15 protein-coding genes are annotated in these 16,417 nt (G+C 71.2%); 12 read left to right on the plus strand and 3 right to left on the minus strand.

Annotation, left to right across the window (positions count from 1 at the left end):
* Positions 1 to 63: 63 nt before the first annotated feature.
* Positions 64 to 2,040, plus strand: a complete 1,977-nt coding sequence (gene thrS, locus RLT58_RS29875) for a threonine--tRNA ligase (protein ID WP_311313464.1) — start codon at positions 64 to 66, stop codon at positions 2,038 to 2,040.
* 30 nt (positions 2,041 to 2,070) lie between these two features.
* Here the strand turns inward: thrS and RLT58_RS29880 are convergent, their stop codons facing one another.
* Positions 2,071 to 2,748, minus strand: coding sequence for a potassium channel family protein (locus RLT58_RS29880; protein ID WP_311313465.1), 678 nt, complete (start codon positions 2,746 to 2,748; stop codon positions 2,071 to 2,073).
* Positions 2,749 to 2,814: 66 nt separating this feature from the next.
* Here RLT58_RS29880 and RLT58_RS29885 point away from each other — a divergent pair, with 66 nt between their 5' ends.
* Complete coding sequence (locus RLT58_RS29885; RefSeq protein ID WP_311313466.1) at positions 2,815 to 3,375, plus strand: HIT family protein; 561 nt, start codon at positions 2,815 to 2,817, stop codon at positions 3,373 to 3,375.
* A gap of 91 nt (positions 3,376 to 3,466) precedes the next feature.
* Here the strand turns inward: RLT58_RS29885 and RLT58_RS29890 are convergent, their stop codons facing one another.
* Both RLT58_RS29890 and RLT58_RS29895 read right to left on the minus strand, forming a co-directional pair.
* Positions 3,467 to 5,137, minus strand: coding sequence for an AbeC-like domain-containing protein (locus tag RLT58_RS29890; RefSeq protein WP_311313467.1), 1,671 nt, complete (start codon positions 5,135 to 5,137; stop codon positions 3,467 to 3,469).
* Between the two features lie 146 nt (positions 5,138 to 5,283).
* Complete coding sequence (locus RLT58_RS29895; protein WP_311313468.1) at positions 5,284 to 7,509, minus strand: elongation factor G-like protein EF-G2; 2,226 nt, start codon at positions 7,507 to 7,509, stop codon at positions 5,284 to 5,286.
* A 439-nt stretch (positions 7,510 to 7,948) separates the two neighbouring features.
* On the opposite strand from RLT58_RS29895, the gene pgsA reads away from it, so the two are divergent.
* The 10 genes from pgsA to ruvB all read left to right on the plus strand — a co-directional run bounded on the left by pgsA (position 7,949) and on the right by ruvB (position 16,293).
* On the plus strand, positions 7,949 to 8,629 hold the full coding sequence (gene pgsA, locus RLT58_RS29900) for a phosphatidylinositol phosphate synthase (protein ID WP_311313469.1): 681 nt from the start codon (positions 7,949 to 7,951) through the stop codon (positions 8,627 to 8,629).
* A complete protein-coding gene (locus RLT58_RS29905; protein WP_311313470.1) occupies positions 8,626 to 9,573 on the plus strand; it encodes a phosphatidylinositol mannoside acyltransferase in 948 nt (315 codons plus the stop codon). The genes pgsA and RLT58_RS29905 overlap by 4 nt, the downstream gene beginning before the upstream one ends.
* Entirely contained in the window at positions 9,570 to 10,730 is a 1,161-nt protein-coding gene (locus RLT58_RS29910; RefSeq protein WP_311313471.1) for a glycosyltransferase family 4 protein, read from the plus strand. Before RLT58_RS29905 ends, RLT58_RS29910 begins: the two co-directional genes overlap by 4 nt.
* A 76-nt stretch (positions 10,731 to 10,806) precedes the next feature.
* Positions 10,807 to 11,361 (plus strand): hypothetical protein, encoded by a 555-nt coding sequence (locus RLT58_RS29915; protein WP_311313472.1) that lies wholly within the window; start codon positions 10,807 to 10,809, stop codon positions 11,359 to 11,361.
* Positions 11,362 to 11,519: 158 nt separating this feature from the next.
* Entirely contained in the window at positions 11,520 to 12,440 is a 921-nt protein-coding gene (pdxS, locus tag RLT58_RS29920; protein WP_311313473.1) for a pyridoxal 5'-phosphate synthase lyase subunit PdxS, read from the plus strand.
* Positions 12,441 to 12,446: 6 nt separating this feature from the next.
* Complete coding sequence (pdxT, locus tag RLT58_RS29925; RefSeq protein ID WP_311313474.1) at positions 12,447 to 13,040, plus strand: pyridoxal 5'-phosphate synthase glutaminase subunit PdxT; 594 nt, start codon at positions 12,447 to 12,449, stop codon at positions 13,038 to 13,040.
* Between the two features lie 61 nt (positions 13,041 to 13,101).
* The gene (locus tag RLT58_RS29930) at positions 13,102 to 13,854 is read left to right on the plus strand and encodes a YebC/PmpR family DNA-binding transcriptional regulator (RefSeq protein WP_311313475.1); all 753 of its coding nucleotides are present in this window, start codon (positions 13,102 to 13,104) and stop codon (positions 13,852 to 13,854) included.
* 125 nt (positions 13,855 to 13,979) lie between these two features.
* The gene (gene ruvC, locus RLT58_RS29935) at positions 13,980 to 14,549 is read left to right on the plus strand and encodes a crossover junction endodeoxyribonuclease RuvC (RefSeq protein ID WP_311313476.1); all 570 of its coding nucleotides are present in this window, start codon (positions 13,980 to 13,982) and stop codon (positions 14,547 to 14,549) included.
* Complete coding sequence (gene ruvA, locus RLT58_RS29940) at positions 14,546 to 15,172, plus strand: Holliday junction branch migration protein RuvA (protein ID WP_311313477.1); 627 nt, start codon at positions 14,546 to 14,548, stop codon at positions 15,170 to 15,172. Before ruvC ends, ruvA begins: the two co-directional genes overlap by 4 nt.
* 35 nt (positions 15,173 to 15,207) lie before the next feature.
* Positions 15,208 to 16,293 carry a Holliday junction branch migration DNA helicase RuvB gene (ruvB, locus tag RLT58_RS29945; protein ID WP_311313478.1) on the plus strand — a complete coding sequence of 362 codons (1,086 nt, stop codon included), beginning with the start codon at positions 15,208 to 15,210 and terminating at the stop codon, positions 16,291 to 16,293.
* Positions 16,294 to 16,417 lie beyond the last annotated feature (124 nt).

Raw genomic sequence — 16,417 nt, forward strand, 5'->3', positions numbered from 1 at the left:
CGGTACGATTCACCCTGCGTGCGCCAGTGGAACGCGCCGCACCCCCTGAGTCAGGAGAGACCGGTGTCAGACGTCCGTGTGATCATTCAACGCGATTCCGAGCGGGAAGAGCGCGTGGTGACGACGGGCACTACGGCAGCCGAGCTCTTCCCCGGCGAGCGCACCGTCGTCGCCGCCCGTGTCGCGGGTGAGCTGAAGGACCTCGCGTACGAGATCAAGGACGGCGAGACCGTCGAGCCCGTCCTGATCTCCTCCGAGGACGGTCTCGACATCCTGCGGCACTCCACCGCGCATGTGATGGCGCAGGCCGTGCAGGAGCTGCACCCCGAGGCCAAGCTCGGCATCGGCCCGCCGGTCAAGGACGGCTTCTACTACGACTTCGACGTCGAGAAGCCGTTCACGCCCGAGGACCTCAAGGCCATCGAGAAGAAGATGCAGGAGATCCAGAAGCGGGGCCAGAAGTTCTCCCGCCGCGTGGTCTCCGACGAGGCCGCCCGCGAGGAGCTGGCCGACGAGCCGTACAAGCTGGAGCTCATCGGCATCAAGGGCTCCGCCTCCTCGGACGACGGCGCGGACGTCGAGGTGGGCGGCGGCGAGCTGACCATCTACGACAACCTCGACCCGAAGACCGGCGAGCTGTGCTGGCGGGATCTCTGCCGGGGCCCGCACCTGCCGACGACCCGGTTCATCCCGGCGTTCAAGCTGATGCGCAACGCCGCCGCGTACTGGCGCGGCAGCGAGAAGAACCCGATGCTCCAGCGCATCTACGGGACCGCCTGGCCGACCAAGGACGAGCTGAAGGCGCACCTGGAGTTCCTGGAGGAGGCCGCCAAACGCGACCACCGTCGCCTGGGTACCGAATTGGACCTTTTCTCCTTCCCCGACGAGATCGGCCCCGGCCTCGCCGTCTTCCACCCCAAGGGCGGCGTCATCCGCCGGGCCATGGAGGACTACTCGCGCCGCCGCCACGAGGAGGAGGGCTACGAGTTCGTCTACTCGCCGCACGCCACCAAGGGCAAGCTCTTCGAGAAGTCCGGCCACCTGGACTGGTACGCCGACGGCATGTACCCGCCCATGCAGCTCGACGACGGGGTGGACTACTACCTCAAGCCGATGAACTGCCCGATGCACAACCTGATCTTCGACGCGCGCGGCCGCTCGTACCGTGAACTGCCGCTGCGCCTCTTCGAGTTCGGCACGGTGTACCGGTACGAGAAGTCGGGCGTCGTGCACGGGCTGACCCGCTCGCGCGGCTTCACGCAGGACGACGCGCACATCTACTGCACCAAGGAGCAGATGGCCGAGGAGCTGGACCGGACGCTCACCTTCGTCCTGAACCTGCTCCGCGACTACGGTCTGACCGACTTCTACCTGGAGCTGTCCACCAAGGACCCGGAGAAATTCGTCGGCTCGGACGAGGTGTGGGAAGAGGCCACCGAGACCCTGCGTCTGGTCGCCGAGAAGCAGGGGCTTCCCCTGGTCCCGGATCCGGGCGGCGCCGCGTTCTACGGTCCGAAGATCTCCGTGCAGTGCAAGGACGCCATCGGCCGGACCTGGCAGATGTCGACCGTGCAGCTCGACTTCAACCTGCCGGAGCGGTTCGACCTGGAGTACACCGGCCCCGACGGCACCAAGCAGCGCCCGGTGATGATCCACCGTGCCCTCTTCGGTTCCATCGAGCGCTTCTTCGCGGTGCTCCTTGAGCACTACGCGGGTGCGTTCCCGGTGTGGCTGGCCCCGGTCCAGGCGGTCGGCATCCCGATCGGCGACGCGCACATCCCGTACCTCCAGGAGTTCGCCGCCAAGGCGCGCAAGCAGGGGCTGCGGGTGGACGTGGACGCGTCGTCCGACCGGATGCAGAAGAAGATCCGCAACCAGCAGAAGGCCAAGGTGCCCTTCATGATCATCGCTGGTGACGAGGACATGGCCAACGGTGCCGTCTCCTTCCGCTACCGCGACGGGTCGCAGGAGAACGGCATCCCGGTCGAGGACGCCATCGCCAAGATCGCCAAGGCCGTCGAGGACCGCGTCCAGGTCTGAGTCCGGCCAGACGAGAGCCCTCGGGGAGAGCTATCCGCTCCTCGGGGGCTCCTTCTCGTCCTCCCGCCGGAACACCTGGATCAGCCACGACGAGAACGAGCCCGTCACCGCGCCCAGCAGCCCCAGCCCGCAGGCCATCAGGCCCGCCGCCACCACCCGGCCGCCCGGTGTCACCGGCGTGGCGTCCCCGTACCCCACCGTCGTGAGCGTCTCGCACGCCCACCAGACCGCGTCGCCGAAGGTGCGGATCGAGGCGCCCGGGGCGCCGTGCTCCAGGTGGTAGACGGCGAGCGAGGCCGAGAAGCCCAGCAGCACCGCAGTCATGCCGGCGTACGTGATCACGCGCGCGTACAGGCCCAGCCGGGGCCGGTCGCGCCGCTGCTGGACGGCCCAGTAGACCTTGACCATGCGGAGGGGCCGCAGCAGCGGCAGCAGGAGCACGATCGTGTCGAGCCAGTGGACCCGGACGAAGCGGTGGCCCAGCTTGCTGAGGCGCAGCCGGACGACGTAGTCGACGAGGAAGAGCAGCCACGTGGCGTTCACGAGGACGAGGGAGATGTCGTGCCACGGCTGGGCGTCGTGCGGCGCGAGGACGCGGAACGCGTAGCCGGCCAGGAACACCAGTGAGGCGGCGAAGAGCGGTACCTCGGTGCGCTGCTCCCAGCGGGTGAGAGCGGGGGTGGGCCGGGCCGGGGTGCGGTCGCTCATCGGCCAAGCATCGCGGTGCGTGAAGGGGATCGGCCCCGGCGACACGCTCCGCGCGGGGTAAGCAATATGCTGATCGGCATGACGAGTGAGCCGGAGCAGCAGATCGGAGTGGGGACGCCCGACGCGTTCCAGCGCCTGTGGACGCCCCACCGGATGGCGTACATCCAGGGCGAGAACAAGCCGACCGGTCCGGAGGCGGGCGACGGCTGTCCGTTCTGTGAGATTCCGTCGAAGTCGGACGAGGACGGGCTCGTCGTCGCGCGCGGTGAGAAGGTCTACGCCGTGCTGAATCTGTATCCGTACAACGGCGGTCATCTGATGGTGGTGCCGTACCGGCATGTCGCGGACTACACGGAGCTGGACGGTCCCGAGACGCTGGAGCTGGCCGATTTCACCAAGCGCGCGATGGCCGCGCTGCGTGCGGCGTCGGGGGCGCACGGGTTCAACATCGGGATGAACCAGGGTGCGGTGGCGGGTGCGGGTATCGCCGCGCATCTGCATCAGCACCTGGTGCCCCGGTGGGGCGGTGACGCCAACTTCATGCCGGTGGTGGGGCACACCCGGGTGCTGCCGCAGTTGCTGGCGGACACGCGGCAGATGCTGGCGGAGGCCTGGCCCGCGGCCTGATCTGCGGCCTGATCCGGCTTGTGTGCCGCGTACGTACGGCGATGGGCGCTCCGGTTGTCCCGGGGCGCCCATCGGCATACGTACAAGATTCCTAGGCGTCGTACAGGTCGGCCTTGCGGGGGCTCGGGTCCTGGACCAGTCCGCTCAGTATCGAGGAGCGGTTGCCGAAGCGCTCGGTGTCGACGCCGTTCTCGTCGAGGACCTTCATGGCGGCGCTGTGCACGACGCGCAGCACGGGGGTGGCGGCGCGCATCGCGTCGTCGGCCATGAAGCGGTGGCGCCACGGCTTCTCGGCCCAGGCGTGCCGCAGCCCGAAGGGTTCGGGCAGGGTGATCTTTCCGCCGAGGTAGTCCAGGAGCGGCGGGTACCAGGTGAAGGGGGCGCGCAGGGCGAGCCGGACGACTTCCTTGGACTCGACGAGGGCCAGCGTTATGTCGCGGGTCTCCCAGAACTTGACGGTCTTGTTGACCGTCCTGGTCTTGGCGGCGGGTTTGCTGGTGAACAGGGAGTGGACCGGGCCGAGTGCGTGTCCGGTGACCTCGATGCGCAGGGTCTCGAAGAGCACGGTGACGGTGATCATCATGGTGATGACCAGCTGGCCGTCCCAGAGGGTGAACTGGACGCCGAGGTAGTGGCGGTCGCCGCCGCCGAACTGCTGGTGGTTGCAGATCCGCTGTATCTCGTGGGGCTTGACCTGGAAGGTGGCGACGTCCTCGCCCTCGGGACGGGAGACGGAGTCGGCGTTCTCCCCGACGGGCGACACGATCCAGTGGGTGACCGAGGGGGTGGGGAAGCCGCCCGTGTTCAGCGGGCCGCGCTCCAGCATCTTGAGCTGGTCGTGGATGACGCGTATCAGGTCCCAGCTGCGGAACTGGTGGAACTCCTTGCCGGGCTCCTTGGCCACGAGGTCCTCGGCGAGCTGCCAGCTGCCCCAGCGGGTGCCCATGCCGAGGATGCCCTTGGGGCCGGCGTAGAAGACGGAGTTGGACTGCTGCTCGGCCGAGAGCTTCTCCAGGCCCTGCCGGAGCGCCTCGCGGGCGGTCTCGTTGGGGTTCTTCGGCACGGCTTCGGGGATGTGGGCGACGACACCGCCGCCGGACAGGAGCCCTTCCCAGCGGGCGCGCATGTCCCGGGCGGAGGATTCGGCGATCCGTTTGGCGATCATCCAGCCGATGACCGGGGCGACGATCATGGCCCGCAGATAGAGCGCGAGCAGGCCCGTGACGGGCATCTTGATCAGGAAGAACAGGGCGGCGATGCCGACGATGGGCAGCAGGGCGTTGCCCAGGACGGCGAGGCCCTTGTCCTTGGTGTTGCCCAGTCCGTCGCGCAGCCGGAAGGCGATGACCCAGAGCAGCATCCCGGGCAGGAACAGGAAGCCGAACAGGGCGGTCACGGCGGTGAGTTTGGTGTCCCGGGCCTTGCGGAGCCTGGTCGCGGCGAGGCAGTGCTCGACGACGGTCTGGGGGTCGCTGCCGAAGGACTGGATGAGGGCCTTGCGGGCGCCGCCCAGCATGCGTTCCTGGACGGCGCGGGAGAACGCCTCGCCGAGGTTGGGCTTGAAGTAGTCGGACTTGATGAACTTGGAGCGGCCCGCCTTCACCTCGGACTTGTGCCATTCGCTGTTGGCTTTGAGGATCTCCTCCACCGGGCTGTCGCGGTACGCCGCGGAGGCGAGGGCGTTGGTCGCCACCGCCGCTCCCGCCGACCCCTGGAGCGGAATCTGCGCTCCGGGAGAGAAATCGAATCCGTTGCTGGCCACTGTCGCCCCCACTCGCCACCGAGGAACCGCTCCTGCGGCTGTTTCCCAACTGCCGTGCCCGGCACACTTTCTGAGCTGGGGTCCCAGCGTATCGTCCTGATCCGTACACCGTCCGGCCCTGTGGACAACGTGGGGCGGGTGGTGGCTCAGATGTCCGGTGCGGAGTCCTCCTGCTGGTGGCGGATGCGGTCGGCGAGCTGTGGGGGCATGGCCTCGTGGCGGGCGTAGGAGCGGTCGAAGCGGCCGGTTCCGTGCGAGAGGGAGCGCAGGTCGACCGCGTACCTGCCGATCTCGAGTTCCGGCACCTCGGCCCGTACGAGGGTGCGCCCGGAACCGGACTGCTCGGTGCCGGTGACCCGGCCGCGGCGGCCCGAGAGGTCGCTCATGACGGGGCCGACGTACTCGTCGGGGACGAGGACGCGGATCTCGGCGACGGGTTCGAGCAGCTGGACGCGGGCCTCGCCGGCGGCCTCGCGCAGGGCGAGGGCGCCCGCGGTCTGGAAGGCGGCGTCGGAGGAGTCCACGGAGTGGGCCTTGCCGTCGCGCAGGACGACGCGTACGTCGACGAGGGGGTGGCCTGCGGCGACGCCCCGGGCGGCCTGGGCGCGGACGCCCTTCTCCACGGAGGGGATGAACTGGCGGGGCACCGATCCGCCGACGACCTTGTCGACGAACTCGATGCCGGAGCCGGGCGGCAGGGGCTCGACGTCGATCTCGCAGACGGCGTACTGGCCGTGGCCGCCGGACTGTTTGACGTGCCGGCCGCGTCCGGTGGCGGGTCCGGCGAACGTCTCGCGGAGGGCGACGCGGTGGGGGACCGTGTCGACCTGGACGCCGTAGCGGTTGCGCAGCCGGTCCAGGGCGACGTCCAGATGGGCCTCGCCGAGGCACCACAGCACCAGCTGAGGGGTGTCCGGGTTCTGTTCGAGGCGCATGGTCGGGTCCTCGGCGACGAGGCGCGCGAGGCCGTGGGAGAGCTTGTCCTCGTCGGTCTTGCTGTGGGCCCGGACGGCGAGGGGCAGCAGGGGGTCGGGCATCGTCCAGGGTTCCATCAGCAGGGGCCGGTCCGGGGCGGACAGGGTGTCGCCGGTCTCGGCGGACTCCAGCCGGGCGACGCAGGCGAGGTCGCCGGCGACGCACTCGGTGACGGGGCGCTGCTGTTTGCCGAAGGGCGAGGTGAGGGCGCCGACGCGGTTCTCGGCCTCGTGGAAGGGCCGTTCCCCGTGGGCGGTGTCGGTGAGCCCGTGGCCGAAGACGTGCACGGTGTCGTCGGGGCGCAGGGTGCCGGAGAAGACGCGGACGAGGGAGAGGCGGCCGGCGTAGGGGTCGGAGGCCGTCTTGACGACCTCGGCGACCAGGGGGCCCTGGGGGTCGCAGGTGAGGGCGGGGAGCGGGTCACCGTGCAGGGTGGTGACGGCGGGCAGCGGGTGTTCGAGCGGGGTGGGGAAGCCGCCGGTGATCAGGTCGAGGAGTTCGACGGTGCCGATGCCCTGGCGGGCGCCGTCCGCGGCGGGGGCGGCGGCGAGGACGGGGTGGAAGGTGCCGCGTGCGACGGCGCGTTCGAGGTCGTCGACGAGTGTCTTGATGTCGATGGTCTCGCCGCCGAGGTAGCGGTCCATCAGGGTCTCGTCCTCGCTCTCGGCGATGATCCCCTCGATGAGCCGGTTGCGGGCCTCGGCCAGGGGCGCCTGCTGGGCGTCGGCGGGCGGGTGCTCCGCCCGTTCGCCGCTGGAGTAGTCGAAGATCCGTTGCGAGAGCAGTCCGGTGAGCCCGGTGAGCGGGGCGTGTCCGTCGGCGGCCTCGGGACCCTGCACGGGCAGGTACAGGGGCAGTACGGCGTCGGGGTCGTCGGCGCCGAAGAGCTCGGCGCAGACCCGGGTCATCGCGTCGAACGGGGTGCGTGCGGTGTCGAGGTGGGTGACGACGATGGCGCGCGGCATGCCGACGGCCGCGCACTCCTCCCAGACGGCCCGGGTGGTGCCGGCCACGGCCTCGGCCTCCTGAGCGGCCGAGACGATGAAGAGGGCCGCGTCCGCCGCGCGCAGACCGGCCCTGAGTTCGCCGACGAAGTCGGCGTATCCGGGGGTGTCCAGCAGGTTGATCTTGAATCCGGCCCATTCGACGGGGACCAGGGAGAGCTGTACGGACCGGTTCTGGCGGTGTTCGATCGCGTCGTGGTCGGAGACCGTCGCCCCGTCCTCGACCCGGCCGGCCCGGTTGAGCGCACCGGCCGTCTGTGCGAGTGCCTCGACGAGGGTGGTCTTGCCCGAGCCGCTGTGGCCGACCAGCACCACGTTGCGTACGGAGCGGGGGTGGCCGGCCGTCGGTGCCCTTCCGGCGGCCCCGGTGTGTGCGTGTGCCTTGTCGCCCATGTTCGTGCCTCCCGGGTGGTGGCGCGGGCGGCGGGAGGCCGCCGGCGCGGGGCGGGGAGCTGCTGCACGGGCACGGGGGAGCCGCCGCGGCGGCTACGGCGACGCCCGCGGTACTTCGAGCTTTCCACTCCCTCCCGGCCGCGTCCATATCTCGCGCACGGCGGTCAGGACCGCACGGGGCGGGGTGCCCGGACCGTGGGACGCGGTCGGCGTGACTACGATGGGTCAGGAGGGTGCTGAAGGCCCCGGCCGGGCTCGCGGCGCCCGGTACGCACGTCTGCGGCGTTGCCGAAACGTCTTCATGGTTCCGCCATGGAGACGCTCCGGCGCCTCGCAGCCGCACGCACCGGACACCGCTCCCTGATCCGGCCAGGACCTTCAGCACCCTCCAGCCGGTGGCCGACGGGGCCACGCGGCCCACCGACCCCTCGGGAAGGCCATGCTGAACAAGTACGCGCGTGCCTTTTTCACGCGTGTCCTCACGCCGTTCGCCGCACTGCTGCTCCGCCTCGGCGTCAGCCCGGACGCGGTCACCCTGATCGGCACGGCCGGGGTGATGGCAGGCGCGCTGGTCTTCTTCCCGATGGGGGAGTTCTTCTGGGGCACCATCGTCATCACGATCTTCGTGTTCTCCGACCTCGTCGACGGGAACATGGCGCGCCAGGCCGGCATCTCCAGCCGGTGGGGCGCGTTCCTGGACTCGACCCTGGACCGGGTGGCCGACGGGGCGATCTTCGCGGGCTTCGCGCTCTGGTACGCGGGCAGCGGCGACGACAACATCCTGTGCGCGGTCGCCATCTTCTGCCTGGCCAGCGGCCAGGTGGTCTCGTACACCAAGGCGCGCGGTGAGTCGATCGGCCTGCCGGTGGCGGTCAACGGGCTCGTGGAGCGTGCCGAGCGCCTGGTGATCTCGCTGGTGGCCGCCGGTCTGGCGGGTCTGCACAAGTTCGGCGTGCCGGGCATCCAGATCCTGCTGCCGATCGCGCTGTGGATCGTCGCCGCCGGCAGCCTGGTGACGCTGGTCCAGCGCGTCGTGACCGTGCGCCGCGAGTCCGCCGAGGCGGACGCCGCCGCCGGGGTGTCGGCCGCGGCGGACCGGGGGAGCGGGGCCGGGCAGTGAGCGGCGCTCCGCAGGAGGCGAGGCAGGACGCGAGGCCCGGCCCGAAGGAGCGGCTGAGCGACGGTCTGTACGGGCTGGGCTGGGCGGCGGTGAAGACGCTGCCCGAACCGGCCGCGCGGGCCCTGTTCCGTACCCTCGCCGACCAGGTGTGGAAGCGGCGCGGCAAGAGTGTGCTGCGGCTGGAGTCGAATCTGGCGCGGGTCGTGCCCGACGCGGACCCGGCCCGGCTCGCCGAGCTGTCCCGGGCCGGGATGCGCTCGTACATGCGCTACTGGATGGAGTCGTTCCGGCTGCCGACCTGGAGCCCGGAGCGGATCAAGGCGTCCATCGACGTGACGGACGCGCACCGGCTGACCGAGGGGCTCGACGCGGGGCGCGGGGTGATCCTCGCGCTGCCGCACCTGGGCAACTGGGATCTGGCCGGGGCCTGGGTCACCACGGATCTGAAGGTGCCCTTCACCACGGTCGCCGAGCGGCTGAAGCCGGAGTCGCTGTACGACCGGTTCGTGGCGTACCGCGAGGGCCTGGGCATGGAGGTCCTGCCGCACAACGGCGGGGCCGCGTTCGGGACGCTCGCCCGGCGGCTGCGGGCGGGCGGTCTGGTCTGCCTGGTCGCCGACCGCGACCTGTCGGCGTCGGGCGTCGAGGTGTCGTTCTTCGGCGGCGCGGCCCGGATGCCCGCCGGACCCGCGCTGCTGGCCCAGCAGACCGGGGCGCTGCTGCTGCCGGTCACCCTGTCGTACGACGACACACCGGTGATGAAGGCGCGGATCCATCCGCCCGTCGGGGTACCCGGCTCAGGTGACCGCGCGGAAAGGACGTCTGTGATGACACAGGCCCTGGCCGACGCGTTCGCCGTGGGCATCGCCGAGCACCCGGAGGACTGGCACATGCTGCAACGGCTCTGGCTCGCCGACCTCGAACCCCGCGGAGACCAGCAGTGAAGATCGGCATCGTCTGCCCGTACTCCTGGGACGTACCGGGCGGCGTGCAGTTCCACATCCGTGATCTGGCCGAGCACCTGATCCGTCTCGGCCACCAGGTCTCCGTGCTGGCCCCGGCCGACGACGAGACCCCGCTGCCGCCGTACGTGGTGTCGGCGGGCCGGGCCGTGCCCGTCCCGTACAACGGCTCCGTCGCCCGGCTGAACTTCGGCTTCCTGTCCGCGGCACGGGTGCGGCGCTGGCTGCACGACGGCACGTTCGACGTGATCCACATCCATGAGCCGACCTCGCCCTCGCTGGGGCTGCTGACGTGCTGGGCGGCCCAGGGGCCGATCGTCGCCACGTTCCACACGTCCAACCCGCGCTCCCGGGCGATGATCGCCGCGTACCCGATCCTGCAGCCCGCGCTGGAGAAGATCAGTGCGCGGATCGCGGTGAGCGAGTACGCCCGCCGGACCCTGGTCGAGCACCTGGGCGGCGACGCGGTGGTCATCCCGAACGGGGTGGACGTCGGGTTCTTCGCGGAGGCCGAGCCCCGGCCCGAGTGGCAGGGCGGCACGATCGGCTTCATCGGCCGCATCGACGAGCCCCGCAAGGGCCTGCCCGTCCTGATGCGGGCCCTGCCCGCGATCCTTGAGGCGCGCCCGGACACCAGGCTGCTGGTGGCCGGCCGGGGCGACGAGGAGGAGGCCGTCGCCTCGCTGCCCGAACAGATGCGTGCGCGCGTCGAGTTCCTCGGCATGGTGAGCGACGAGGACAAGGCCCGCCTGCTGCGCAGCGTCGATGTGTACGTGGCGCCCAACACCGGCGGCGAGAGCTTCGGGATCATCCTGGTCGAGGCCATGTCGGCGGGCGCACCGGTCCTCGCCAGCGATCTGGACGCCTTCGCGCAGGTCCTCGATCTGGGCGCGGCCGGCGAGCTGTTCGCCAACGAGAACGCCGACGCGCTCGCCGAGGCGGCCGTGCGGCTGCTGGGCGACCCGGAGCGGCGCGCGGAACTGCGGGAGCGCGGCAGCGCACACGTGCGGCGCTTCGACTGGTCCACCGTCGGGGCGGACATCCTCGCGGTGTACGAGACGGTGGCGGACGGGGCCGCGTCGGTGGCGGCGGACGAACGCACGGGGCTGCGGGCCCGGTTCGGGCTGGCCCGGGACTGAGACCCGTCCGTCCGGCGGCGCCCGCTCCCGCCGGACGGGGCCGGGCGGCGCCCGCTCACCGGTAGCCTTTCCGCCCGTGACCGAAACCCTCATCTGGACCGCCGTCGTCCTCGTCGTGCTCGTGGCGATCGGCCTGTACCTCAGCTGGACCGCGGGCCGTCTCGACCGGCTGCACACCCGCATCGACGCGGCCCGGGCCGCGCTCGACGCGCAACTGCTGCGCCGCGCCTCGGTCACCCAGGAACTCGCCACCTCGGGCGTCCTCGACCCCGCCGCGTCCATCGTGCTGTACGAGGCCGCGCACGCCGCCCGGCAGTCCGAGGAGGAGCACCGCGAGGTCGCCGAGAGCGAACTGAGCACCGCCCTGCGTGCCGTCTTCGGCGAGAGCGCGCAGGTCGAGGCGGTGAAGGAGATCCCGGGCGGCGAGGAGGCCGCGGGCGAGCTGGCGGCGGCCGTGCGGCGGGTGCCGATGGCGCGCAGGTTCCACAACGACGCGGTGCGGGCCGCCCGCGCGCTGCGCCGCCACCGTACGGTCCGCTGGTTCCGGCTGGCGGGGCACGCCCCGTTCCCGCTGGCGTTCGAGATGGACGACGAGCCGCCGGTGGCCCTGGCGGACCGCCCCGTCAGCTGAGGGCGGACGCGGCGGGCCCGGGCCCGCGCCGGCCCGCCCCGTCCAAAACGATCCACCGCCCTTCCATTGGCCCTTGCTGTGGACTGGTCCCGGGGCGTTTGCTCTGCAGTGCGTCACTCAGCGCGTTCAGCATCCGTTTCCCCCAGTGAGGTCGATCCGTGTCCACGCTTCCCACCACCCCGCAGTCCGCCGACGGCCCCGCCACCGGCACCGCCCGAGTCAAGCGCGGCATGGCCGAGCAGCTCAAGGGCGGCGTGATCATGGACGTCGTCAACGCCGAGCAGGCGAAGATCGCCGAGGACGCGGGCGCCGTGGCCGTCATGGCGCTGGAGCGGGTGCCGGCCGACATCCGCAAGGACGGCGGCGTGGCCCGGATGTCCGACCCGACCATGATCGAGGAGATCATCGAGTCGGTCTCCATCCCGGTGATGGCCAAGTCCCGCATCGGGCACTTCGTCGAGGCACAGGTCCTGCAGTCCCTCGGCGTCGACTACATCGACGAGTCCGAGGTCCTGACCCCGGCCGACGAGGTCAACCACAGCGACAAGTTCGCCTTCACCACCCCGTTCGTCTGCGGCGCGACCAACCTGGGCGAGGCGCTGCGCCGCATCGCCGAGGGCGCGGCCATGATCCGCTCCAAGGGCGAGGCCGGCACCGGCAACGTCGTCGAGGCCGTCCGCCACCTGCGCCAGATCAAGAACGAGATCGCCCGGCTGCGCGGCTACGACAACAACGAGCTGTACGCCGCCGCCAAGGACCTGCGGGCCCCGTACGAGCTGGTCAAGGAGGTCGCCGAGCTGGGCAAGCTGCCCGTCGTCCTCTTCTCCGCGGGCGGCGTCGCCACCCCGGCCGACGCCGCGCTGATGCGCCAGCTCGGTGCCGAGGGCGTCTTCGTCGGTTCCGGCATCTTCAAGTCCGGCGACCCGGCCAAGCGCGCCGCCGCCATCGTGAAGGCCACCACCTTCTACGACGACCCGAAGATCATCGCGGACGCCTCCCGCAACCTGGGCGAGGCCATGGTCGGCATCAACTGCGACACCCTGCCCGAGACCGAGCGCTACGCCAACCGCGGCTGGTAGTCACTGATGAGCGACACCCCTGTGATCGGCGTCCTGGCTCTCCAGGGCGACGTGCGGGAACACCTGATCGCCCTGGCCTCGGCGGACGCCCAGGCCAGGCCGGTCCGGCGTCCCGAGGAGCTTGCCGAGGTCGAGGGACTGGTGATCCCGGGCGGCGAGTCCACCACCATGTCCAAGCTGGCCGCGCTGTTCGGCATGCTGGAGCCGCTGCGCGAGCGGGTCCGGGCGGGCATGCCGGTCTACGGCACCTGCGCCGGGATGATCCTGCTCGCCGACAAGATCCTCGACCCACGCTCGGGCCAGGAGACGCTCGGCGGCATCGACATGATCGTGCGCCGTAACGCTTTCGGGCGGCAGAACGAGTCGTTCGAGGCGGCCGTCGAGGTCGCCGGGATCGAGGGCGGCCCCGTCGAGGGCGTCTTCATCCGGGCCCCCTGGGTCGAGTCCGTGGGCGCGCGGGCCGAGGTGATCGCCGAGCACGGCGGCCATATCGTGGCGGTACGGCAGGGAAACGCCCTGGCCACGTCATTCCACCCGGAACTGACCGGCGACCACCGGCTGCACGCGTACTTCGTGGACATGGTGCGCGCAGTCACCTGACTCGATCCCGGTAGGATCTCTCGGGTTCGTACGGAATTTGGTGACGCGAAGGAGAAGGCAGATGTCCGGCCACTCTAAATGGGCTACGACGAAGCACAAGAAGGCCGTGATTGACGCCAAGCGCGGCAAGCTCTTCGCGAAGCTGATCAAGAACATCGAGGTCGCGGCCCGCACCGGCGGTGTGGACCCCGACGGCAACCCGACCCTTGTGGACGCGATCCAGAAGGCGAAGAAGAGCTCGGTCCCGAACAAGAACATCGACTCCGCGGTCAAGCGCGGCGGCGGTCTCGAAGCGGGCGGCGTCGACTACCAGACGATCATGTACGAGGGCTACGGCCCGAACGGTGTCGCGGTGCTCATCGAGTGCCTCACCGACAACCGCAACCGCGCCGCGTCCGACGTACGGGTCGCCATGACCCGCAACGGCGGCTCGATGGCGGACCCGGGCTCGGTCTCGTACCTGTTCAACCGCAAGGGCGTCGTCATCGTCCCCAAGGGCGAGCTGTCCGAGGACGACGTGCTGGGCGCGGTGCTCGACGCCGGTGCCGAGGAGGTCAACGACCTCGGTGAGAGCTACGAGGTCGTCAGCGAGGCCACCGACATGGTCGCGGTCCGCACCGCGCTCCAGGAGGCGGGCATCGACTACGACTCGGCCGAGGCCAACTTCCTGCCCACCATGCAGGTCGACCTCGACGAGGAGGGCGCGCGCAAGATCTTCAAGCTGATCGACGCGCTGGAGGACAGCGACGACGTGCAGAACGTCTTCGCCAACTTCGACGTCTCCGACGAGGTCATGGAGAAGGTCGACGCCTGAGCCGCGCCTTGGCGCAGCTTCTGCGGACGGGCCGACGGGGACACACCCCGTCGGCCCGTCGCATTGTCGGTGCGAGCCGATAGCCTGCGGGAACAGTTGACCGATCGGCAGGGAGGGGGCGGCTCGTGCGGGTACTGGGCGTGGACCCGGGGCTGACCCGGTGCGGCGTCGGCGTCGTCGAGGGGGTCGCGGGCCGGCCGCTGACGATGCTCGGCGTCGGAGTCGTGCGCACCCCGGCCGACGCGGAGCTCGGCCACCGGCTGGTGGCCATCGAGCGCGGCATCGAGGAGTGGCTCGACGAGCACCGGCCCGAATACGTCGCCGTGGAGCGGGTGTTCGCCCAGCACAACGTCCGTACGGTGATGGGCACCGCCCAGGCCAGCGCCGTCGCCATGCTCTGCGCGTCCCGGCGCGGCATCCCCGTCGCCCTGCACACGCCCAGCGAGGTCAAGGCCGCCGTCACCGGCAGCGGGCGCGCCGACAAGGCCCAGGTCGGGGCCATGGTCACCCGGCTCCTGCGGCTGGACGCCCCGCCGAAACCCGCCGACGCGGCCGACGCCCTCGCCCTCGCCATCTGCCACATCTGGCGCGCCCCCGCGGTCAACCGCCTCCAGCAGGCGCACGCCGCAGCCGCGGCCCGCACCCCGCGCGTCCCGCGCACCGCAGCAGCCCCCGTCCGGAAGGTCCCCCGATGATCGCCTTCGTCAGCGGCCCCGTCGCCGCACTCGCCCCGACCACGGCCGTGATCGAGGTCGGCGGCATCGGCATGGCCGTCCAGTGCGCGCCCGCCACCCTGGCCGGCCTGCGCATCGGCAAGGAGGCCAGGCTCGCCACCTCCCTCGTCGTACGGGAGGACTCGCTGACGCTCTACGGCTTCGCCGACGACGACGAGCGCCAGGTCTTCGAGCTGCTGCAGACGGCCAGCGGGGTCGGCCCCCGGCTCGCCCAGGCGATGCTTGCCACGCACAGCCCCGACGCCCTGCGCGTCGCCGTCGCCACCGGGGACGAGAAGGCACTCACCGCCGTCTCGGGCATCGGCAAGAAGGGCGCGCAGAAGCTCCTGCTCGAACTGAAGGACCGGCTCGGCGAGCCCGTCGGCGCCCACATCGGCAAGCAGGGCATCGGTGCCGCCGTCTCCGCGTCCTGGCGCGACCAGCTCCAGGCCGCCCTGATCGGCCTCGGCTACGCGACCCGCGAGGCGGACGAGGCGGTCTCCGCCGTGGCACCGCAGGCGGAGGAGGCCCTTGCCCAGGGCGGCCAGGCGCCCGTGCCGCAGCTCCTGCGCGCCGCCCTGCAGACCCTGAACCGCGCACGCTGAGCGGGCACCGAAACACCCGAGGCGGGACTGACACGATGAACTGGGACGAGACCGGACCCGACACCGACGAGCGCCTCGGCGATCCGTTCGACGAGCGGCTTGTCGACGCCGGTGCGGACGGCGAGGACACGGCGGTCGAGGCGGCGCTGCGGCCCAAGGACCTCGACGAGTTCGTCGGCCAGGAGAAGGTCCGCGAACAGCTCGACCTGGTCCTCAAGGCGGCCCGCGCCCGCGGCGCCACCGCCGACCACGTGCTGCTCTCCGGTGCCCCGGGACTGGGCAAGACGACTCTCTCCATGATCATCGCCGCGGAGATGAACGCGCCGATCCGCATCACCTCGGGCCCCGCCATCCAGCACGCGGGCGACCTGGCGGCGATCCTGTCCTCCCTCCAGGAGGGCGAGGTCCTCTTCCTCGACGAGATCCATCGCATGTCCCGGCCCGCCGAGGAGATGCTCTACATGGCCATGGAGGACTTCCGGGTCGACGTGATCGTCGGCAAGGGGCCCGGGGCCACCGCCATCCCGCTGGAGCTGCCGCCCTTCACCCTGGTCGGCGCCACCACCCGGGCGGGCCTGCTGCCGCCCCCGCTGCGCGACCGCTTCGGCTTCACCGGCCACATGGAGTTCTACGCCCCGGCCGAACTGGAACGGGTGATTCACCGCTCGGCCCGCCTCCTCGACGTCGAGATCGACGTGGACGGCGCCGCGGAGATCGCGGGACGCTCCCGGGGCACGCCCCGTATCGCCAACCGGCTGCTGCGCCGGGTGCGGGACTATGCCCAGGTCAAGGCCGAGGGCAGGATCGACCGGGAGATCGCGGCGGCGGCCCTGCGGGTGTACGAGGTCGACGGCCGGGGACTCGACCGGCTGGACCGGGCGGTGCTCGGCGCCCTGCTGAAGCTCTTCGGCGGCGGCCCGGTCGGGCTGTCCACGCTCGCGGTCGCCGTGGGGGAGGAGCGCGAGACGGTCGAGGAGGTCGCCGAGCCCTTCCTCGTACGGGAAGGGCTGCTGGCCAGGACGCCGCGCGGCCGGGTCGCCACCCCGGCGGCCTGGGCCCACCTCGGGCTGGTCCCGCCGCAGCACGGCGGAAAGGGACAACAGGGTCTGTTCGGGGCGTGATGCGTCACAGGTTGACCCGCAGAGGAACCACGGTGCCATGCTGGGCGTTGTTCCATCGATGCGGACTCGCTTAGACTCCGCCGATGCCGCCCTTAAAGGTCGGTGTACCCACCCCCGTAGACCA

This window comes from Streptomyces sp. ITFR-16, from assembly GCF_031844705.1.
Taxonomy (GTDB): Bacteria; Actinomycetota; Actinomycetes; order Streptomycetales; family Streptomycetaceae; genus Streptomyces.

Coding starts and splice junctions, on each gene's coding strand:
- RLT58_RS29880 (WP_311313465.1), bottom strand. CDS start 2,748: ATGAGCGACCGCACCCCGGCCCGGCCCACCCCCGCTCTCACCCGCTGG.
- RLT58_RS29885 (WP_311313466.1), top strand. CDS start 2,815: ATGCTGATCGGCATGACGAGTGAGCCGGAGCAGCAGATCGGAGTGGGG.
- RLT58_RS29895 (WP_311313468.1), bottom strand. CDS start 7,509: ATGGGCGACAAGGCACACGCACACACCGGGGCCGCCGGAAGGGCACCG.
- pgsA (WP_311313469.1), top strand. CDS start 7,949: ATGCTGAACAAGTACGCGCGTGCCTTTTTCACGCGTGTCCTCACGCCG.
- pdxT (WP_311313474.1), top strand. CDS start 12,447: ATGAGCGACACCCCTGTGATCGGCGTCCTGGCTCTCCAGGGCGACGTG.
- RLT58_RS29930 (WP_311313475.1), top strand. CDS start 13,102: ATGTCCGGCCACTCTAAATGGGCTACGACGAAGCACAAGAAGGCCGTG.
- ruvA (WP_311313477.1), top strand. CDS start 14,546: ATGATCGCCTTCGTCAGCGGCCCCGTCGCCGCACTCGCCCCGACCACG.
- ruvB (WP_311313478.1), top strand. CDS start 15,208: ATGAACTGGGACGAGACCGGACCCGACACCGACGAGCGCCTCGGCGAT.